Origin of the sequence: Terrabacter terrae (genome assembly GCF_039529575.1) — a bacterium.
Classification (GTDB): Bacteria; Actinomycetota; Actinomycetes; order Actinomycetales; family Dermatophilaceae; genus Terrabacter; species Terrabacter terrae.
Map to the genome: position 1 here is coordinate 410542 of NZ_BAAANB010000001.1, position 20434 is coordinate 430975.

Genomic DNA, 20434 nt, shown 5'->3' on the forward strand with positions numbered 1-20434 from the left:
CACACGTCGAGAGGCCGGTCCTCGTGACGAGAACCGGCCTCTCGAGTCCTGCACACCCGCGAAAGGTGGCCTTTCGACGGCGCGTGCGCTGCCGTCGGCTAGACGACGAGGTTGAGCAGCAGCACGAAGACGAGACCGGTGACCGAGAGCACCGTCTCCATGAGCGACCACGACTTGATCGTCTGGCCGACCTTGAGGCCGAAGAACTCCTTGACGAGCCAGAAGCCGGCGTCGTTGACGTGCGAGAAGAAGACGGAGCCGGCGCCGATGGCCAGGACCATGAGCGAGACCTCGTTCGTGGACATGCCCGCCGCGAGCGGCGCCAGGATACCCGAGGCGGTGACCGTGGCCACCGTGGCCGAGCCGGTCGCGAGCCGGATCAGCACCGCGACGAGCCAGGCGAGCAGCAGCACGGACAGGCCGCTGCCGGAGATCCAGTCGGCGACGAGCTGGCCGATGCCGGTGTCGACGAGGGTCTGCTTGAAGCCGCCGCCGGCCGCGACGATGAGGATGATGCCGGCGATCGGCCCGAGCGAGGACTCGAGCGAGGAGCTGATCCGCTTGACGCCCATGCCCGCGCCACGCCCCAGGGTGAACATCGCGAGGATGACGGCGATGAGCAGGGCGATGAGCGGCGTGCCGAGGAAGTCGAGCACGGTGCGGGCGGCGGTGCCCTTGCCGGCGAGGATGTCGGCCAGGGCCTTGCCCATCATCAGGACGACGGGCGTCAGGACGGTGAGCATGGTGATGCCGAACGACGGGCGGGGGCCGTTGTCGGACTCCCGCGCCTCGAACAGGTCGGGTGCGGGGACGTCGACCCAGCGGGCGGCGAACCGTGCGAACCACGGCCCGGCGAGGGCGATCGTGGGGATGGCGACGAGGATGCCGAAGCCGAGCGTGACGCCGAGGTTGGCCTTGAGGGCGTCGATGGCCACGAGCGGGCCGGGGTGCGGCGGCACGAGGCCGTGCATCGCCGAGAGGCCGGCGAGCGCCGGGATGCCCACGCGGATCACCGACTGCTGCGAGCGGCGGGCGACGAGGAAGATGACCGGCATGAGCAGGACGAGGCCGATCTCGAAGAACATCGGCAGCCCGATGATGGCGCCGACCGCGGCCATCGCCCAGGGCAGCGAACGCGTGCCGCTGCGGCCGATGATCGTGTCGACGATCTCGTCGGCGCCGCCCGAGTCGGCGAGCAGCTTGCCGAACATCGCGCCCAGGGCGATGAGGATGCCGACGCTCGCGGCGGTGCTCCCGAAGCCCTTGGTGTAGCTGTCGAGCACGTCGGCCATCGGCACGCCGGCGACGGCGCCGACGGTGAGCGCCCCCAGCGTGAGCGAGAGGAACGGGTGCAGCTTGAACCGCACGATGAGGACGACGAGCACGGCGATGCCGAGCAGGGCTGCGGGCACGAGGCGCCCGGCCGGGATGTCGGGGAGCTTGTCGGCAGCCAGTGCCGAGGTGGGCAGCAGGGAGAGCAGGTCGGTGGTCATGGGCGGATCGCTTCCGGGTCGCGAGAGTCGAGGAGGGTGAGGGACTGGGTGACGAGGTCGTCGACGGGCTGGTCGACGTCGAGGACGGCTCCGCGTTCGCCGGGCTCGAGGCGCTCGAGCGTGGCGAACTGCGACTCCACGAGAGCGGCCGGCATGAAGTGGCCGGGACGCCCCGCAACCCGTGCGGCGATGACCTCGGGATCACCGTGCAGGTGCACGAAGAAGAGCTGGGGTGCCGCCGTGGCGAGGATCTCGCGGTAGGAGCGCTTGAGCGCCGAGCAGCTCGCCACCCCGCCGCTCGCCGCGTGCTCACCGAGCCACGTGGCGATCGTGGCGAGCCAGGGTTCGCGGTCATCGTCGGTCAGGGGGATGCCGGCCGACATCTTGTCGACGTTGGCCCGGGGATGGAAGTCGTCGGCGTCCGCGAACGGGACGCGCAGACGCTGCGCGAGGGCCGCGCCGATGGTGGTCTTGCCCGAGCCGGACACCCCCATGACGACAACCAACGGGGGCGGGTGGTGCTGCATGTTTCCGTGACTCCTTCGTCCGGCTCGAACGACCTCTTCGTCGAGACGCTCGCCCTAGGGTGCAGCAACAAGAGCGTCTTATCAACCCCCATGGACAAATAAACCGGATTTAATGACCGTCGACTGGGTGCAGAGCAGTCGTGTGTCAGGCTGGCCTCGTGCCGACCGACCGCCGCCCTGCGCTCCATGCGAGCGTCCTCGACGACCTCGGGCGTCAGATCGTCGCGGGCGAGCTCGCCCCGGGCACGGTGCTGCGCATCGACCAGCTCGACGAGCGCTACGGGGTCTCCCGGTCGGTCGTGCGCGAGGCGATCCGGGTGCTCGACTCCATGCGCCTGGTCGAGGCCCGCAAGCGCCTGGGGGTCCGGGTCCTGCCGAGCGCCACGTGGAACGTCTTCGACCCGCGCGTCATCCGCTGGCGGCTCGATGGTCCCGGGCGCGAGCAGCAGCTGCTCTCCCTCGGCGACGTGCGCCGCGGCATCGAGCCGGTCGCGGCCGAGCTCGCCGCCGCCCATGCGTCCCCTGACCAGTGCGGGGCCCTGATGGGCGCGGTCATGCAGATGGCCGTGCACGCCAAGTCAGGTGATCTCGAGGCCTACCTCGAGGCGGACCAGCTCTTCCACGCGACCCTGCTCGCGGCGTCCGGCAACGAGATGCTGGCGGCCCTGTCCGACGTGGTCGGGGAGGTGCTCGCGGGTCGCACCCACCATGACCTCATGCCGGCCACGCCGAACCCGGTGGCCGTGCGCCTCCACGGCGACGTCGCCGAGGCGGTCCAGTCCGGCGACGCTGCCGCTGCGGCCGCGGCGATGCACGCCATCATCGCGGAGGCCACCGAAGCGCTCCGCGACGTCGACGCCTGACGCCGAGCCAGCGTCCGTATGCCGTCCCGACCCTGGGCGGTCGACGTGCCCGCCCGGCGTGGCCGCCGGCGTACGAGAACTGCGCCATGGCGCGGTTCCGGGCCCCGATCCTCTCGACGGTGGAGAAGCGGATGAAAGTGCCCACTCGACCCGGGAGGTCGAGTGGGCACTTCGAGCTGGAGCGAACCTCAGGCGAGGGCGTCGACGATCTCGTTGAAGGTCTTCGACGGGCGCATCACGGAGGCGACCTTGTCGGCGTCGGGGCGGTAGTAGCCGCCGATGTCGACCGGCTGGCCCTGGGCGTCGACGAGCTCCTGGGAGATCGTGCCGATGTTGTCACCGAGCGCCTCGGCGACCGGGGCGAACGTCTCGGCGAGCCCGGCGTCCTCGGTCTGCTTGGCCAGCTCCTGGGCCCAGTAGAGCGCGAGCCACACGTGGCTGCCGCGGTTGTCGATCTGGCCGACCCGGCGGGCGGGGCCCTTGTTCTCGTCGAGGAGTGTGCCGGTCGCGCGGTCGAGGGCCTCGCCGAGGACCTTGGCCTGCGCGTTGCCCGTGACGTCCGCCAGGTGCTCGAAGCTGACTGCGAGGGCGAGGAACTCGCCGAGGCTGTCCCAGCGCAGGTAGTTCTCCTGCACGAGCTGCTGCACGTGCTTGGGGGCCGAGCCGCCGGCGCCGGTCTCGAAGAGGCCACCGCCGTTGATGAGCGGCACGACCGAGAGCATCTTCGCCGACGTGCCGAGCTCGAGGATCGGGAAGAGGTCGGTCAGGTAGTCCCGCAGCACGTTGCCGGTGACCGAGATCGTGTCCTCGCCCTTGCGAATCCGCCCGAGGGAGTAGGCGATCGCGTCGGTCGGCTTCATGATCTCGATCGTCAGACCGTCGGTGTCGTGCTCGGTGAGGTACTCCTTGACCTTGGCGATGAGGTTCGCGTCGTGGGCGCGGTCCTCGTCGAGCCAGAAGATGGCCGGCGAGCCGGTGGCGCGGGCGCGCGTCACGGCCAGCTTGACCCAGTCGCGGATCGGGATGTCCTTGGTCTGGCAGGCGCGCCAGATGTCGCCGGCCGAGACCTCGTGCTCGAGGACCGTGTTGCCCGAGCCGTCGACGACGCGCACGGTGCCGTCGGCCGGGATCTCGAAGGTCTTGTCGTGGCTGCCGTACTCCTCCGCGGCCTGCGCCATGAGGCCCACGTTGGAGACCGAGCCCATCGTGGCGGGGTCGTAGGCGCCGTTGGCGCGGCAGTCGTCGAGGACGACCTGGTAGATGCCGGCATACGAGCTGTCGGGCAGCACGGCCAGCGTGTCTTGCTCCTCGCCGTCACGGTTCCACATGTGCCCGGACGTGCGGATCATCGCCGGCATGGAGGCGTCGACGATGACGTCGCTCGGGACGTGGAGGTTGGTGATGCCCTTGTCGGAGTTGACCATCGCGATGGCGGGGCCCTGCTCGAAGCCCTTGGCGACGGCGGCCTCGACCTCGGCGCGCTCGTCGGCCGGCAGGCCCTCGACGGCCTTGAGCACGGCGCCGAGCCCGTCGTTGGGGGAGGCGCCCACGGAGGCCAGCGCGCCGGCATACGTCTCGAAGACGTCGGGGAAGAAGGCGCGCACGACGTGCCCGAAGATGATCGGGTCGGAGACCTTCATCATCGTGGCCTTGAGGTGCACGGAGAAGAGGACGCCCTCCTCCTTGGCGCGCTTCACCTGCTCGGAGAGGAAGTCGCGCAGCTTCGCGACGTCCATGAAGGTCGCGTCCACGACCTCGCCGGCCAGGACCGGGATGGACTCCTTGAGCACCGTCGTGGACCCGTCGTGGCCGACGAGCTCGACGCGCAGGGTGTCGCCGGCCGGGATGACGACGGACTTCTCGTTGTGGCGAAAGTCGTGCTCACCCATGGTGGCGACGTTCGTCTTCGAGTCGGCGCTCCAGGCACCCATCGAGTGCGGGTGCTTGCGCGCGTAGCTCTTGACCGACGCAGGAGCGCGACGGTCGGAGTTGCCCTCGCGCAGAACGGGGTTCACCGCGGAGCCCTTGACCTTGTCGTAGGCCGCCCGCACCGCCTTCTCCTCGTCGGTGGACGGGTTGTCGGGGTAGTCGGGCAGCGCGTAGCCGGCCGCCTGCAGCTCGGCGATCGCGGCCTTGAGCTGCGGGATCGAGGCCGAGATGTTGGGCAGCTTGATGATGTTGGCCTCGGGCGTCTTGGCCAGGGCGCCGAGCTCCGCCAGGGCGTCGCCGATGCGCTGCTCCGGCTTCAGGGCGTCGGGGAAGCTGGCGATGATGCGGCCCGAGAGCGAGATGTCACGCGTCTCGACCTCGACGCCGGCCTGCTTGGCGAACGCCGAGACGATCGGCAGCAGCGAGGCCGTGGCCAGGGCGGGCGCCTCGTCCGTGTGCGTGTAGATGATTCGCGAGTCCAACGCGGGTGCTCCGTTCGGGTTGCTGGTCGTGCCGAGATCCGAGAGGCGGGTCCCGAATAAATCTTGATGTCAAGATATCTGATCCGCGGCGGCCGTGGGAGGTGCGGGGGCCGCCGTCCCATCCTGCCGGGGGTCGCTCCACCACGCCACGGGCCGCCCTCCCTAGGCTGACGCGGGTGAGCAGCGACCTCGGCACGGACACCGGCACGCATACCCCCCTCGATCCCGGCACCGCACGCCACCTGCACCACCTGCTGGCCACCGAGCAGGTGCGGGGCCGGCTGCCGTCGGTCGCGGCGGGAATCGTGCGCCGGGGGGCGCTGGCCTGGTCCGACGCCATCGGCACGCTGGACGGCCGGGCGGACGGCGTGGCAGCCGACACGAACACGCAGTACCGGATGGGCTCCATCACGAAGACGTTCGTCGCCGTCGCGGTGCTGCGGCTGCGCGACGCCGGCCGGCTCGACCTCTCCGACCGCTTCGAGGACCACGTGCCCGGTTCGAGGCTCGGCGGCGCCACGATCGCGCAGCTGCTCTCCCACGGCGGCGGAGTGCAGGCCGAGACGAACGGGCCCTGGTGGGAGCGCACACCCGGGGGTGACTGGGACGCGCTGGTGGCCTCGCCCGTCGGACAGCGCTTCCGTGCGGGCCGCCGCTTCCACTACACGAACGTCGGGTTCGCGGCGCTCGGCGAGCTGGTGGCCAGGGCCTACGGCACCGACTGGTTCGACGTCGTGCGCCGCGACCTGCTCGCTCCGCTCGGGATGACCCGCACGACCACCCGTCCCGACGGCAAGGCCGCGCAGGGCCTGGCGGTCCACCCCTTCGCCGACGTCCTGCTGGCCGAGCCGGAGCACGACGCCGGTGCGATGGCCCCCGCGGGGCAGCTGTGGACGACGGTCGGGGACCTGGCCCGATGGGCCGCCTTCGCCGGCGGCGACACGGGCGGCGTGCTCTCGGGCGACACCCTCGCCGAGATGTACGAGCCCCACACCCTCGTCGACGACCCCGGCCAGCCGTGGACGGCCGCGCACGGGCTCGGCTGGCAGCTCTGGAACGTCGACGGCACCAGGTGTGCCGGCCACGGCGGCTCGATGCCGGGCTTCCTCGCCGGGCTGCGGGTCGACGTCGAGAGCGGCGACGGCGTGGTCGTCCTCACCAACTCCACGACCGGCCTGGGCCCGGTGGCACCCGAGCTGCTGAAGGCGTTCGTCGAGCGAGAGCCGCTGCCCCCCGAGCCCTGGCACGCCTCCGGCGACCCGACCGTGCTCGACCTCGTCGGGACCTGGCACTGGGGTCCGTCCGTCTCCACGGCGAGAGTCGTCGGCGAGCACCTCGTCCTCGGCGAGCCGGGCAGGGCGCGCGGCTCACGCTTCGCCCGGGTGGGCGCCGACGAGTGGGTCGGGCTGGACGGCTACCACACGGGTGAGCCGCTGCGCGTGCTCAGGGCGGCGGACGGCATACCTACGCATCTCGACCTCGCATCCTTCCGCTTCACGCGCACCCCCTACGACCCCGCGGCGGACGTGCCCGGCGGAGTGGACGACGGAGGGTGGCGCTAGTGCCTCGCCCCGACCTGGCCCGGCTCACCTGGCCCCGCACGACGGACCGCCTGGAGCTGCGACCCCTCACCCTCGACGACGTCGACGCCATCTGGGCCTTCCGGCGCCTCCCCGAGGTCGTCGTCCACCTCAGCCACGACGTGCTGAGCCGCGACGAGGTGCGCGACCGGATCGCGGCGCACATCGAGCGAGGGCGGCCGGAGGTGGCCGAGCCGAGGCTCGAGCTGGCCGTGGTGGAGCGGCGGACCGGGCGCGTCGTCGGCGACGTCATGCTGCGCCTCGAGCCCAGCCACAGCATCACGCGCACCCCGAGCGACGAGTGGGAGGGCACGATCGGCTACGCCCTGCACCCGGACCGGCACGGGCGCGGCTATGCGGCGGAGGCCGCCACCGAGCTGCTCGCCATGGGGTTCCGCGACCTGGGGCTGCGGCGGATCACCGCCGACGCGTACGCCGACAACGTGGCCTCCAACCGCGTGCTGCGGCGGATCGGCATGCGCCACGAGTCGACCGTCCTGGCGAAGTCGCTGGGCAAGGACGGCACGTGGCTCGACGACAACACGTGGGCGCTGCTGCGCGAGGAGTGGCGCCCCTGATCTCGGCGCCATCGACCCGGCCCCTGCCCGTCTGTGGCGGGTCAGAGCTGGGTGTTGAGGTAGCGCTGCAGGCCCGCGGCGGTGTGCACGTTCCAGGTGGTGGCCCCGTCGTGGTAGAGCCACAGGTAGGTCTGCAGGGCGGCGATCGACCGCGACCCCCAGATGCCGTCGACCGATGTCCCGATGCGGGCCTGCAGGGCGCGGATCGTCGTCGTGTCGAAGGCCCCGGTCTGCGCGATCCCGAGCCAGCGCTGCAGGGCCGCCGTGGTCAGCGGGCCGAAGTAGCCCGTGACCGGCAGGCGGGGTGCGAGCAGCCCGTACGCGGCCTTGACGGTGAGCACGCGCATCACCGCGGCCTGCACCCAGCTGCGGAAGACGCTGTCCGTGGCGGCGCGTGACGTCACCGCGCTCACCATGGCGGGGATGAGGTACGGGTTGACCGTCAGGACCATGTCGCCGCCTGCACTGATGAAGTTCACGGCCCGCGTGCCCGGCGACCAGGCGGCCACCTGCCTGGCGTTGCCGATGTCGTCGCTCACGACGATGCCGGTGAACCCGAGGTCGCCGCGGATCATCCCCCGGATCACGGTGCTGGAGAAGACGGCCGGGTGGTAGGGGTCGATGCGCGAGTAGTAGGCGGAGGAGACCATGAGCAGGTGGGCGCCGGCGGCGATGGCTGCCCGGAAGGGCGTGATGTCGGCCGACGTGCGGGTTGTCACCGTGTCGGTCACCCCGGCGGTCGTGTCCGTGTTGCCGGCAACCCGTCCGAGACCGGGGAAGTGCTTGGCCGTCATCGCCAGGCCGTACGCCTGCATCCCGCGCAGGAACGTCGTGCCCTTGTCGGCGACCACCGTCTGTGTGTAGCCGTACTCCCGTTGGTAGTAGCCGATCGGCTTGTTGTAGGGGGCGAAGGCCTGCGAGACGGTGTCCATCACGGGAGCGAGGTCGACGTCCACCCCGGACCGCATCACCTGGATGCCCCACGCCCTGGCGTATGCCGTGAGCGTCGTGTCGGCCCAGGTTCCCTGGGTCAGGGCGGTCGGCATGCGAGAGAACCCCGAGCCCTGGAGCACCTGGACGTAGCCGCCCTCCTGGTCGGTGGCGATGAAGAGCGGGACGCCGGCGGTCGCCGTCGCGGTCGTCAGGTTGTCGGCCGCGCCGGCCAGGTAGCGGACGGGGGGCGCGCCGGCCGTGGTGCGCCCGGTGAGGACGAGGTTGCCGACGTGGTAGGTGCTGATCGCGCTCGTCGTGGCGGAGCCCAGCCCGGTCACCGGGCCTCCGACCATGAAGAGCTGGCCGATCCGCTGCGCCGTCGTCATGCGGTTGTAGGCGGCGAGAGCCTGTTCCGCGGGTGTCAGGGCGACGGCCGTCGGGGCGTTGACGCCCGCGGAGATGGTCAGCAGGGCGGCGACGGCGCTGACGACTGATCCGACGGCGAGCGAGAAGCGGGGGCGCACGGCGGTCCACCTGCCATTCGAGGAGGTCAGCGCGGCGACGTGGCTTCAGTGTAGGTCGCCCGGGATCGCGTCCGACGTGGTTCGCAGGGCCGGCAGGTCACGGTTCGGGTGACGGATCGCAGGGTGGGCGACTGGGGTGTGGGCCACACGCCGGAAGGGAGTCCGGCGTGTGGCCCACGGTGGCCGCGGCCGACAGGAGCGGGTCGGTCGGGCGTGGAGGGGTGGCGCCAGCTGGTCAGGAGCCCGTCACACGCGATTCAACGATCAACGGTGCGGCGTGTCAATGGTTTGTCCAACGTTGTGGGCGCCGACCGGTTCGAGGGGCGCGCGGCCCCTGGTCGCCGCGTCAGCCCCCTTGACCGGGTCCTGGGTCGGATGGGGGCGGCGCGGCCACCAGAACCGGTCGCCGAGCACGACGGCGATGGCCGGCACGAGCAGGGTCCGGACCACCAGCGTGTCGAGGAGCACCCCCACGCAGATGATGACGCCGACCTGCGCGAGCACCACGAGCGGGAGAGCGGGGCGCTGTCGTCGAGGGCCGAGAAGCCGAAGACCTTCGTGAAGATCCACCACGAGGCGCCGACGCTCGCGAGGAACGTCGCGACGACGGTGGCGACGAGGACGAGTGGTGCCACGACCGACCGCAGGAGCAGGACGAGGGCGAGCAGCACGAGCGCGAGCACGATCGGGAAGATGACGAGACGGTCGCGCGCGGACGCCTTGGCCTGGTCGAGGGCGATCGCCTCGGTGCCCGCGACGTGGCTCTGGGGGGAGGGCGGTGAGGGCGGTGCGCAGCGCGCGGACCGTGCCTGCCGCCTCCTCGGACCCGGGGGCCGCCTCGAGAACGGCGTCGACCTCTGCCACCCCGCCGGACTGCTTGACCGTGCGGGCTCCGGCGATGCCCGGAACCTGCCCCACGGCAGAGGTGACGGCGCCCGGGTCCGCGGTGGTGACGATGACGGCCGGGTCGGCGCTGCCGGCGGGGAAGGATCGTGCCAGGCGCTCGCTCGCCGCGATGGCCTCGGGCTCTCGAGGAACTGGTCGGACGACTTGAGGCCCGTGTCGATCGCGGCGATGCCGGCAGCCATGACCGCCAGCACGACCAGGGTCACGCTGATGATGCGCCTCGGGTGCGCGGCGACCCGGTCGCCGACCCGGCGCCAGAAGCTGTGCCCGTCGGCCAGTGCGGTCTCGCCCTCACGAGGGACGCGCGGCCAGAAGATCCAGCGGTCGAAGATGACGAGCGCGGCGGGCAGACGAGCAGGACGAACGCCGCGGCGACGACGACGCCGACGGCGCACGCGAGTCCCAGCCCGCGGGTGGCGGGGAAGAGGGAGAGCAGCAGCGTCAGAAGGCCGATCACGACCGTGACGGCGCTGGACAGCACGGCCTCGGCCGTGCGACCCAGTGCCACCGACATGGCCTCCCGGCGGTCGCTGTGGCTGCGCAGCTCGTCGCGGTAGCGGGAGATGAGCAGGAGGGCGTAGTCGGGCTCGCGTGGAGATCTCGCAGACGTGTCGTCGCACGTCGGACTCCGGTGCGTCGCCGTCCGGCCGGTCGAGCAGGCACGTCGCCTGGACGAGGTGGCGAGTCGGAGGGGCGTAGCTCGGCGCGGCGGCGCTCAGGACGGCGGTGTTCGACACCGGCCCCGGCGCGGTCGTGCCGTCCCGGCGGCCGTCGACCGCCACGAGCGACGAGTACGCGTGCTGCCCACCGCGCCAGGGCCGTCAACCCCCGTGGGCGCTCAGCCGCGGAGGCGGACCGAGAGGCAGGTGACGCAGCCCTCGAGCTTCTCGAACTCGGAGATGTCGACGGTCACCACGTCGTGGCCGCGCGACCGGAGCAGCTGGGCCGTGCGCGGGGCGGACGCCGACATCAGCACCGCCATGCCGCCGAGCAGCACGACGTGGGCGCCGGACTCCTCGGGCACGGCCAGGAACTGCGGCCACACCGACGGGTCGTCCACGAGCGGCGGGTGGCCCAGGACGGTGCCGTCGGGCAGCGCCGTGACCGCGGACTTCAGGTGCAGCACCTTCGACACGGGCACCGGCACGACCTCGACGCGATGACCCTCCAGGGCCGTGCGCAGCTGCTCCACGCCGGCGAGGTTGGTCCGCCCGCCGACGCCCACCCAGACGTGGTGCCCGTGCTTGAGCACGTCTCCGCCGTCGAGCGTCCCCGGCTCCAGCACCTCGACCGTGCGGTAGCCGTGTGCCTCCACGGCCTCCCGGACGCCGGTGCGTTCGCCGCGTCGCTCCGGAGCCCCCGACCGGCACAGCACCGCGACGTCGCCGTGCACGACCACCTGGTCCTCGATGAAGACGCCGTCCGGGCAGGCGTCCACCGGGGGCGCCTCGACGACGGCCCAGTCGCGGCGGCGCAGCACGTCGCAGTACTCCTGCCACTGCCGCAGCGCCAGCTCGGCGTCGACGGAACCCGACCGCTCGATGTGCGTCACCAGCCCGTCGGCGAGTCGAGGGGAGGGGCGGCGGACGAGCGCGAGGCGACGGTGCACGCGCTCACTCTAGGGGCGGCATACGGTGGGCCCACCAACGCCCGTGTCACCCTGCGCCGCAACGGGCTTGACCCTCACGCGACGTGAGGCGGGACGCTCCGTGCATGACCGGAAGGACGCAGCAGATGGCCACCTGGACGGTGGGGCAGGTCGCCGACCTCTTCGGCGTGACGGTGCGCACCCTGCACCACTACGACGAGATCGGCCTGCTCGTCCCGAGCGAGCGCTCGCGGGCGGGCTACCGGCTCTACACCGACGAGGACCTCCAGCGGCTGCAGCAGGTCGTGGTCTACCGGCGGCTCGAGCTGCCGCTGGACGAGATCGCGACGCTGCTCGACGGCGGGGAGGGCGCGGCCGAGCACCTGCGGCGCCAGCGCGCGACGGTCATGTCCCGGCTGGACGAGCTGCACGAGCTCGTCGTGGCCATCGACCGAGCACTGGAGAGAGAGATGAGCAACCAGCCCGCCACCCCCGAGGACCTCAAGGAGCTCTTCGGGGACGGCTTCCGGGACGAGTACCAGCAGGAGGCCCAGGAGCGATGGGGCGAGACCGACGCGTGGAAGCAGTCGGCCTCGCGGACGAAGGGCTACGCGTTGGCCGACTGGGAGCAGGTCAAGGCCGAGATGGATGCCGTCAACGCGGCCTTCGTCGCGGGCCTCACCTCCGGGCAGCCCGCGACGAGCGAGGTGGCCATGGACGCCGCCGAGCGGCACCGGAGGCACATCCAGGACCGCTTCTACGACCTCAGCCACGACTTCCACCGGGGCCTGGCGGACATGTACGTCTCCGACCCCCGGTTCGCGAAGACGTACGACGACCTCGCACCCGGCCTGGCGGCATACGTCCACGACGCGATCCACGCCAACGCCGACCGACACTCGGCCGGCGGCTGAGCGGAGGACGAGCCTGACCGACTGGTGAACGCGGCGGGGGAGGGGCCCCGCCCTCGCCGTACCCTTGGGCCCATGCGAGTCGGAGTCTTCGGTGCAACCGGTCAGGTCGGCGGGGTCATGCGCGCCCTTCTCGAGGAGCGTGACTTCCCGGTGACGCAGGTCCGCTTCTTCGCGTCCGCGCGCTCGGCCGGCACGACGCTGCCGTTCAAGGGCGAGGACGTCGTCGTCGAGGACTCGGCCACCGCGGACTTCTCCGGCATCGACATCGCGCTCTTCTCCAACGGCGGCGCCGCCTCGAAGGTGCTGGCTCCCAAGGTGGCCGCCGCGGGCGCGACGGTCATCGACAACTCGAGCGCGTGGCGCAAGGACCCGGAGGTCCCGCTCGTCGTCTCCGAGGTCAACGCCGACGACCTGCGCGAGATCCCCAGGGGGATCGTGGCCAACCCCAACTGCACGACGATGGCCGCGATGCCGGTGCTGAAGCCGCTGCACGAGCGGGCCGGGCTGGTGCGCCTGCACGTCAGCAGCTACCAGGCCGTGAGCGGCTCGGGCGGCAAGGGCGTCCAGGAGCTCGACGGGCAGCTGCGCGGCGCGTATGCCGCCGGTGACCCCGCCGGGCTGGCGCTCGACGGGCGCGCGGTGGCCGTCCCCGACCCGACGGTGTATGCCGTGCCGGTCGCCTTCAACGTCGTCCCCCTCGCGGGGTCGGTCGTCGACGACGGCTCGCTCGAGACGGACGAGGAGCAGAAGCTGCGCAACGAGTCGCGCAAGATCCTGCACATCCCCGACCTGCGCGTCTCGGGGACCTGCGTGCGCGTGCCCGTCTTCACCGGCCACAGCCTCGCCATCCACGCCGAGTTCGAGCGCGACATCACGCCGGAAGAGGCCCTCGACCTGCTCAAGAACGCGCCCGGCGTCGTCGTCACCGACGTGCCCAACCCGCTCGACGCCGCCGGCCGTGACGAGGTCCTCGTCGGTCGCGTCCGCGCCGACCAGGCCGCCCCCGAGGGCAAGGGCCTCGTGCTCTTCGTCGTCGGCGACAACCTGCGCAAGGGCGCGGCTCTCAACGCCGTCCAGGTCGCCGAAAAGCTGCTCGCCCGCCGCTGACGCGAGGCCAAGCCGGTGCGAACGGGCGTTGACGGTGGGGTCGCATAGGCTCGGGGCGTGACGGAGAACCTCGCGGCAGCGACCCATCGAGCCGGCACCGCCCCGGGACTCTTCGTGTGCTTCGAGGGCGGCGACGGTGCCGGCAAGACCACCCAGGTGCGCCTGCTCCGAGAGGTGCTGCAGCAGCAGGGCCGTGAGGTGGTGGTGACCCGGCAGCCCGGCGGCACACCCCTCGGCGAGCAGATCCGCGCGCTCGTGCTCCACGGCGACCACGTGTCGCCCCGGGCCGAGGCGCTGCTCTTCGCCGCCGACAAGGCCCACCACGTCGACCAGCTCATCAGGCCGGCGCTGGACGAGGGCAAGGTCGTCATCACCGACCGCTACGTCGACAGCTCGATCACCTACCAGGGCGCCGGCCGTGCGCTCGGCCGCGACGAGATCATGGCCCTGCAGCACTGGGCCGTCGGCGGCCTGCTGCCCGACCTGACCATCGTCCTCGACGTGACTCCCGAGGTGGGCCGGGAGCGGCGCGGCGACGCGCCCGACCGGCTCGAGTCCGAGGCGGAGGCCTTCCACGCGGCCGTGCGCCGCGGCTACCTCGAGCTCGCTGCCGGCGACCCGGAGCGCTACCTCGTCCTCGACGCCGCCCAGTCCGTCGAACGCGTCCACGCCGCGGTCCTCGACGGCGTCGACCGGGTCCTGTCCGTCCGCCGATGACCGTCTGGGACGACCTCGTCGGGCAGGAGCCCACGATCGAGACGCTGTCGCGGGCGGTGTCCGACGAGTCGGCGATGACGCACGCGTGGCTCTTCACGGGCCCCCCCGGCTCCGGTCGCTCCACGGCAGCCCGTGCGTTCGCGGCGGCGCTGCAGTGCCCCCAGGGCGGCTGCGGGCAGTGCCGCGAGTGCCGCACCGCCCTCGACGGCAGCCACGCCGACGTCAAGGTCGTGGCCACCGAGGGTCTCTCCATCAAGGTCGCCGAGGCCCGTGCCCTGGTCCAGGAGGCGGCCCTGCGTCCTTCGGTGGGTCGCTGGCGCATCATCATCATCGAGGACGCCGACCGCCTCACCGCCTACACCGACGCCCCGGCCGACGCGCTGCTCAAGGCCCTCGAGGAGCCGACCCCGCGCACCGTCTGGATGCTCTGCGCGCCGAGCCTCGAGGACGTCATCGTCACCATCCGCTCCCGCTCGCGGCACGTCCGCCTGCGCACGCCACCGGTCGAGGCCGTCGCCGACCTGCTCCAGCGCCGCGACGGCGTCGACCCCGCGATGGCGCTGTATTCCGCCCGCGCCGCCCAGTCGCACATCGGCCTGGCGCGCCGGCTGGCCCGCGACGAGCAGGCCCGCATCCGTCGCCGCGACGTCATCGCCATGGCGACGAGGATCCTCGGCGTCGGCGACGCCATCGGTGCGGCCGCGGACCTCGCGCAGATCGCCGACGAGGAGTCGTCGGCCTCCAGCGCGGAGCGCGACGCGGCGGAGCGGTCCCGGCTCATGGAGACCCTCGGGGCCGACCCGACGGCGCGCACCCAGCCGCCACACATCCGGTCGCAGGTCGCCGCGCTCGAGCGCGAGCAGAAGACCCGGGCCACCCGCTACGCCCGAGACGTCGTCGACCGGGCCCTCGTCGACCTCACGTCGATCTACCGCGACGCCCTCGTGCTGCGGCTCGGCTCCGACGTCGACCTCGTCAACCCCGACGCCGTCGACAAGGTGCGTGCCCTCGCCGGCGTCTACGTGCCGGAGCAGCTCCTCGCCGCGATGGATGCGATCAACGAGGCCCGCGACCGCATCAACGCCAACGTGCCGCCCCTGCTGGCGCTCGAGGCCATGGCGCTGCAGCTGCGGGTGCCCCGCGACCTCGGCCTCTGACGCCGGCGAGCGAACCTTGGGCCGACCCTGCTCCGACCCGCGAGCGGGGGGACGGCATACGGCCTCGATGCGGTCACGACCCTCGGACGCGGCAGGCCGCTCGCAGGTCGACCCGTTACGGTTTCCGGCATGACGAGACGTCCGGCCGCCACCCCCCGCGCCCGCTCCACCGCCGTATCGGTGCTCGTCGCGCTCGTCGCGCTGGTGCCGGCACTCTCCGCGTGCACGACCACGACGGAGCCCCCCGTCGGCACGACGCCCAGCTCGGGTCTGCCGAGCGCCACCGCCGCACCGAACCCGGCACTCGCGCGGTACTACACCCAGAAGCTCGACTGGAAGAAGTGCGGCGACCTCGAGTGCGCCGACCTGCGCGTGCCGCTCGACCACGCCGCGCCCGACCCGGCCAAGGACCTGACGATCAAGGTCGCCAGGGTCAAGGCGCGCGACCAGTCGAAGCGGCTGGGGTCGCTGCTCGTCAACCCGGGCGGCCCGGGCGCCTCGGGGATCGACTACGTGCGCAACGGGGCCGAGACCATCGGCGGCCCCGAGGTGCGGCGCTACTACGACCTCGTCGGCTTCGACCCCCGCGGCGTCGGGGGCTCCGACCCCATCGACTGTCTGGGCGACAAGGCCCTCGACCGCTTCCTGGGCGCCGACCCGACGCCGGACACCCCCGCCGAGGAGCAGGCGCTGCTGGTGCAGGCCAAGGCCATGGCGGCCGGGTGCCAGGCCGACAACCCGGACCTCGTCAAGCACCTCTCCACCGCGGACGCCGCGCGGGACATGGACATCCTGCGGGCCGCTGTCGGCGACCCCCAGCTGAACTACCTCGGCAAGTCCTACGGCACGTTCCTCGGTTCGACCTACGCCGACCTCTTCCCCAAGCGGGTCGGGCGCATGGTGCTCGACGGCGTCGTGCCGCCCGACCTCACCAGCGCAGAGCTCGGCGAGGGCCAGGCACGCGGCTTCCAGATCGCGACCCAGGCCTACGTCGAGGACTGCGTCAAGCAGGGCGACTGCCCGCTCGGCAGCGCTGCCGAGGCAGCCCTCAAGGGGCTCGACGACTTCTTCAAGCAGGTCGACCGACAGCCCCTGCCGTCCGGCGACCCGAGCGCGCCGCAGCTGACCGAGGGGTGGGCCCGCCTCGGCGTCGCCGTCGCGCTCTACGACCAGGGCGCGTGGAGCATCCTCACCGACGCCCTGCGCGAGGCCAAGGCCGGCAACGGCCAGAGCCTGATGCAGCTCGCCGACGCCTACGCCGAGCGGCGCCCCGGCGGTGGCTACGACGGCAACCTGATGGAGTCCATCAACGCCGTCAACTGCCTCGACCGGCCTGACAGCCCGGACCTGTCGGCCTACGAGAAGTACGCGAAGGACTTCTCCGCCAAGGCCCCGACGTGGGGCGCCAACCTCGCCTGGGGCGCCCTGCCCTGCGGCATCTGGCCGGTGAAGGCGACCAACCCGCCGCACAAGATCAGCGCGCCGGGCAGCAACCCGATCGTCGTCGTCGGCACCACCCGCGATCCCGCGACGATCTACGAGTGGTCCAAGCGGCTGCGCGACGAACTCGACAACGCCGTGCTCGTCTCCTTCGACGGCGACGGCCACACGGCCTACGGCCGCAGCAACACGTGTGTCGACAGCGCCATCGACGCCTACTACGTGCAGGGGCGCGTGCCGAAGGACGGCCTGCGATGCTGAACGACCCACCGGGGCCCGACGACCTGCCGGACGCGCCGACCGGGTATGCCGCCCTCCCGCCCGACTACCCGCCACCCCCGCCGGGTGCCGCGGCAGGCACCGGTCAGCCGCGGCCCCCCGGTGGCGGCACGGCCCGCTCGCCGCTGCGGTTGGTGCTGGCCGCCGTGGCGGTCCTCGCCGTGCTCACCGCGGTCGTCCTCACCGTCTGGCGGGTCGGCAACCCGCCCCCGGTCGCCCGGCCGAGCCTGCCCGCCACCTCTCCCAGCGCTGCCACGGCGGCGCCCACGCCCGGCAGCACGGCCAACCAGGACTACCCCGCAGCCCTCAGCGCCTTCTACACCCAGCGCCTGACGTGGTCACCATGCCCGGACAACCCGCAGCACCGCTGCACGACGATGCAGGTCCCGGTCGACTACGCCAAGCCGGGCGGCGACCGCTTCATGCTCGCGCTGCGCAAGGCCCCGGCCACCGATCCGGCCAAGCGGCTCGGCTCGCTCGTCATCAACCCGGGCGGCCCGGGCGGCTCCGGGGTGGAGTACGCTCAGTACGCGTCGTTCGTCTTCTCGCCGGCGGTGCGGGCGGCATACGACATCGTGGGCTTCGACCCGCGCGGCATCGGCGCGTCCAGCCCCGTGCGGTGCCTGGGCAACTCGGACATGGACCTGCTCTTCAGCGCCGACCCGACCCCCGACTCGCCGGCCGAGCGCTCCACCCTGCTCGCCGACGTCGACGGGGTGACGAAGCGGTGCGCCGCTCGCGGCGGCGTGCGCGCGATGCACATGAGCACCGGGGAGGTGGCGCGCGACATGGATGTCATGCGGGTGCTCCTCGGTGACGAGAAGCTCAACTTCTTCGGCGGCTCCTACGGCACCTTCCTCGGGGCGATGTACGCCGACGCCTTCCCCATGAAGGTGGGCCGGATGGTGCTCGACTCGGCGATGTCGCCCAACCAGACCGACCAGCAGGAGATGACCTACGACATCCAGGGCTTCGAGTCCTCGATCGACGCGTTCATCGGCTGGTGCGTGGCTCGCCCCGACTGCGCCCTCGGCCATGACAAGGCCGCCGCCCGACAGAAGATCGTCGACCTGCTCGACGCCGTCGAGAAGAAGGGGCTGACCACGAGCCAGCCGGGCCTGGCGCGCATCGGCGAGGGCTGGGTCGGCTTCTCGATCTTCATGTGCCTCTACTCCGACACGTCCTGGCCGACCCTGAACAAGGGCCTCGCCCAGGCGTTCGCCGGGACGGGCGACATCCTCCTGTCCAAGGGGATGTCGGTCGTCGAGCGCAGCAGCAACGGCACCTACGCGCCGAGCACCTACCTGCAGGCGATGATCCCGGTCCGGTGCGCCGACTGGCCGCGCTCGAAGACGGACGCCTCGGTCCTCGCCGAGCAGCGCAAGGCCAAGGCCGCCCACCCGCTGTGGGCCCGCATGACCGGCGAGCTCTACGACAACTGCCGCAGCTGGCCCGCGCCGGGACGCGCCGAGAAGGGGACGACGCTCGCGGTCGGCGCCGCCCCCATCCTGGTCATCGGCAACGAACGCGACCCGGCGACGCCGATCGGCGGTACGAAGCAGCTCGCGAAGGATCTCGACTCGGGCATTCTCCTCACTTCCAACCATGACGGGCACGGCACCTACTACGCTGGCAACCCGTGCGTGGACTCCGCCGTGGACGGATACCTGCTCAGGGGAAAGGTGCCCGGCGACGGCACGACCTGCTGAGCCTGCTGGTCGCGCCCCTCGTCTCCGTGGCGGTCCTCGCGACGCTCCTGCTCCTGGCGACGGCGCCCGCGCGGGTGCCCACCGGCGCTCGTCCTGACGCCGCGAGCAACCGTCCACCAGTCGCCGGAGCCGCCGCGGCTCCGACAGCAGAGGCGGCTCCCGTGGCCGCCGGCGCGGGCCGGCCGGCCACGACGCCGGTCGCCTTCACCGGTCCCGTCGACCCCGAGCCCGCCGACCTGGCCGCCTACTACGGCAAGGCCGTCGCCTGGACGACGTGCGACGACGACGCCAGGTTCGAGTGCGGGACCGTCGCGGTGCCGGTCGACTACAAGCGACCGGGCGGCGCCAGGACCTCGATCGCCCTGCGCCGGCTCGTGGCCTCGGGGCCGGGCAAGCGCATCGGCTCCCTGTTCATCAACCCCGGCGGCCCTGGTGGCTCCGGCATCGAGTTCGCCGACGCCGCACCGGACTTCTTCGACGACGCCGTCCGCGAGCGCTACGACGTCGTCGGGTTCGATCCGCGTGGCATGGGTCAGTCCGATCCGGTCGACTGCCTCACGGACGCCGACCTCGACGCCATGTATGCAGCGGACCCCACCCCCGACACCCCTGCCGAGCGGGACGCCGCCCGCCGCGCGCCCGCGGAGCGCAACCGGCGGTGTCTGGTCCGTGGCGGTGCCCTGGCCGCCCGGATGGGCACCGAGTTCGTGGCCCGGGACCTCGACATCCTGCGCTCGGCCGTCGGCGACGAACGCCTGAACTACTACGGCGTCAGCTACGGCACGATGATCGGCGCGGTCTACGCCGACTTCCTCACCAGTCGCGTCGGGCTCATGGTCCTGGACTCCGCCGTGCTGCCCGACGCAGTCGAAGAGGACGTCCCGAGCCCGCAGGAGGTCGATGCGGCGGCGCGCGGCTGGGCCGACGACTTCGACGACGTCGTCGACGACTTCGCGACCGAGTGCGGGTCGAGCGTCGAGTGCCCGCTCGGGAAGGACACCGCCACGGTGTCCCGCACGCTCGTCGCCTTCCTCGACCGCCTCGACAGGCAGCCGCTCGAGACGGACTACGACAGCCTGCCCCGCCTCACCGAGGGCTGGGCCACCACCGCCATCGGATGGGGACTGACCCGTCCGGACACCTGGCCCGACCTCGTGGACGCTCTCGACACGGCCGTCAACGACGGCGACGGGACCGACCTGGCGGCCTTCGCCATGGAGATGGTCGAGCGCAACGAGGACGGCACCTACGCCGGGGGCGCGACGGCGCGGGGCCACCTGCTCGTGACCTGCTCCGACTGGCCGCAGTCGCCGTGGGACTCGGTCGTGCCGAGCCGTGACGTCCTGGACAACCACCCGTTGTGGGCACGGCTCAACGGCCCGTCGACGCCCCAGTGCGACGGATGGACCGGCGTGCGACGCCAGACGTTGCTCGTGGGGGCCGACGTCCCCACGCCGGTGCTCGTCATCGGCAACGACGGAGACCGGACGACGCCCATCGAGAACACGCGCGCCCTCGCCGGCGAGATCGTCAGGTCACGGTTCGTCACCGTGTCGGCGGAGGGGCACGGCGCCTACGGCAACGACAACGACTGTGCCGACGCGGTGGTCGACGACTACCTGGCCCACTCGAGGGCGCCGGAGGACGACTTCGTCTGCGGAGCCTGACGGGTCCAGACGCCGGCCGTGCCCCTTGGAGGACGGCCGTG

Annotated in this window: 17 protein-coding genes and 1 pseudogene; 10 read left to right on the forward strand and 8 right to left on the reverse strand. The window is 72.2% G+C overall.

The genetic code is table 11. The features are described from left to right. Positions 1-98 precede the first annotated feature (98 nt). Both ABD194_RS01890 and ABD194_RS01895 read right to left on the reverse strand, forming a co-directional pair. Entirely contained in the window at positions 99-1493 is a 1395-nt protein-coding gene (locus tag ABD194_RS01890) for a GntP family permease (RefSeq protein WP_343986652.1), read from the reverse strand. Next, complete coding sequence (locus tag ABD194_RS01895) at positions 1490-2020, reverse strand: gluconokinase (RefSeq protein ID WP_343986655.1); 531 nt, start codon at positions 2018-2020, stop codon at positions 1490-1492. The genes ABD194_RS01890 and ABD194_RS01895 overlap by 4 nt, the downstream gene beginning before the upstream one ends. Positions 2021-2178: 158 nt before the next feature. On the opposite strand from ABD194_RS01895, the gene ABD194_RS01900 reads away from it, so the two are divergent. Further along, a complete protein-coding gene (locus ABD194_RS01900; RefSeq protein ID WP_343986659.1) occupies positions 2179-2883 on the forward strand; it encodes a FadR/GntR family transcriptional regulator in 705 nt (234 codons plus the stop codon). Between the two features lie 188 nt (positions 2884-3071). Here the strand turns inward: ABD194_RS01900 and ABD194_RS01905 are convergent, their stop codons facing one another. Then, positions 3072-5294 (reverse strand): NADP-dependent isocitrate dehydrogenase, encoded by a 2223-nt coding sequence (locus ABD194_RS01905; protein WP_343986663.1) that lies wholly within the window; start codon positions 5292-5294, stop codon positions 3072-3074. Positions 5295-5470: 176 nt separating this feature from the next. Between ABD194_RS01905 and ABD194_RS01910 the strand changes: the two genes are divergently transcribed. Further along, positions 5471-6856 carry a serine hydrolase domain-containing protein gene (locus ABD194_RS01910; protein WP_343986666.1) on the forward strand — a complete coding sequence of 462 codons (1386 nt, stop codon included), beginning with the start codon at positions 5471-5473 and terminating at the stop codon, positions 6854-6856. Continuing rightward, positions 6847-7452, forward strand: a complete 606-nt coding sequence (locus ABD194_RS01915) for a GNAT family N-acetyltransferase (RefSeq protein ID WP_343986668.1) — start codon at positions 6847-6849, stop codon at positions 7450-7452. The genes ABD194_RS01910 and ABD194_RS01915 overlap by 10 nt, the downstream gene beginning before the upstream one ends. Before the next feature lie 41 nt (positions 7453-7493). On the opposite strand, the gene ABD194_RS01920 is transcribed toward ABD194_RS01915, so the two are convergent. From ABD194_RS01920 to ddaH, 5 genes and pseudogenes are all read right to left on the reverse strand, one after another. Then, the gene (locus tag ABD194_RS01920; RefSeq protein ID WP_343986671.1) at positions 7494-8909 is read right to left on the reverse strand and encodes a glycoside hydrolase family 3 N-terminal domain-containing protein; all 1416 of its coding nucleotides are present in this window, start codon (positions 8907-8909) and stop codon (positions 7494-7496) included. 264 nt (positions 8910-9173) lie between these two features. Next, the gene (locus ABD194_RS01925; RefSeq protein WP_343986674.1) at positions 9174-9413 is read right to left on the reverse strand and encodes an MMPL family transporter; all 240 of its coding nucleotides are present in this window, start codon (positions 9411-9413) and stop codon (positions 9174-9176) included. Between the two features lie 98 nt (positions 9414-9511). Then, positions 9512-9997, reverse strand: a pseudogene (locus ABD194_RS01930) (MMPL family transporter); the annotation flags it as partial. 20 nt (positions 9998-10017) lie between these two features. Then, positions 10018-10386 (reverse strand): MMPL family transporter, encoded by a 369-nt coding sequence (locus ABD194_RS01935; RefSeq protein WP_343988170.1) that lies wholly within the window; start codon positions 10384-10386, stop codon positions 10018-10020. 267 nt (positions 10387-10653) lie between these two features. Further along, complete coding sequence (gene ddaH / locus ABD194_RS01940; RefSeq protein WP_343986677.1) at positions 10654-11424, reverse strand: dimethylargininase; 771 nt, start codon at positions 11422-11424, stop codon at positions 10654-10656. 104 nt (positions 11425-11528) lie between these two features. Between ddaH and ABD194_RS01945 the strand changes: the two genes are divergently transcribed. The 7 genes from ABD194_RS01945 to ABD194_RS01975 all read left to right on the forward strand — a co-directional run bounded on the left by ABD194_RS01945 (position 11529) and on the right by ABD194_RS01975 (position 20393). After that, positions 11529-12317 (forward strand): MerR family transcriptional regulator, encoded by a 789-nt coding sequence (locus ABD194_RS01945; RefSeq protein WP_343986680.1) that lies wholly within the window; start codon positions 11529-11531, stop codon positions 12315-12317. Between the two features lie 72 nt (positions 12318-12389). Beyond that, entirely contained in the window at positions 12390-13424 is a 1035-nt protein-coding gene (locus ABD194_RS01950) for an aspartate-semialdehyde dehydrogenase (RefSeq protein WP_343986683.1), read from the forward strand. Positions 13425-13481: 57 nt separating this feature from the next. Then, a complete protein-coding gene (gene tmk / locus ABD194_RS01955) occupies positions 13482-14141 on the forward strand; it encodes a dTMP kinase (protein ID WP_343986686.1) in 660 nt (219 codons plus the stop codon). Continuing rightward, the gene (locus tag ABD194_RS01960) at positions 14138-15298 is read left to right on the forward strand and encodes a DNA polymerase III subunit delta' (protein WP_343986689.1); all 1161 of its coding nucleotides are present in this window, start codon (positions 14138-14140) and stop codon (positions 15296-15298) included. Before tmk ends, ABD194_RS01960 begins: the two co-directional genes overlap by 4 nt. A gap of 129 nt (positions 15299-15427) precedes the next feature. Further along, positions 15428-16999 carry an alpha/beta hydrolase gene (locus ABD194_RS01965; protein WP_343986691.1) on the forward strand — a complete coding sequence of 524 codons (1572 nt, stop codon included), beginning with the start codon at positions 15428-15430 and terminating at the stop codon, positions 16997-16999. Then, positions 16993-18726 (forward strand): alpha/beta hydrolase, encoded by a 1734-nt coding sequence (locus ABD194_RS01970; protein ID WP_343986693.1) that lies wholly within the window; start codon positions 16993-16995, stop codon positions 18724-18726. The genes ABD194_RS01965 and ABD194_RS01970 overlap by 7 nt, the downstream gene beginning before the upstream one ends. A gap of 26 nt (positions 18727-18752) precedes the next feature. Then, the gene (locus ABD194_RS01975; RefSeq protein ID WP_343986696.1) at positions 18753-20393 is read left to right on the forward strand and encodes an alpha/beta hydrolase; all 1641 of its coding nucleotides are present in this window, start codon (positions 18753-18755) and stop codon (positions 20391-20393) included. The last annotated feature ends 41 nt before the right edge of the window (positions 20394-20434 follow it).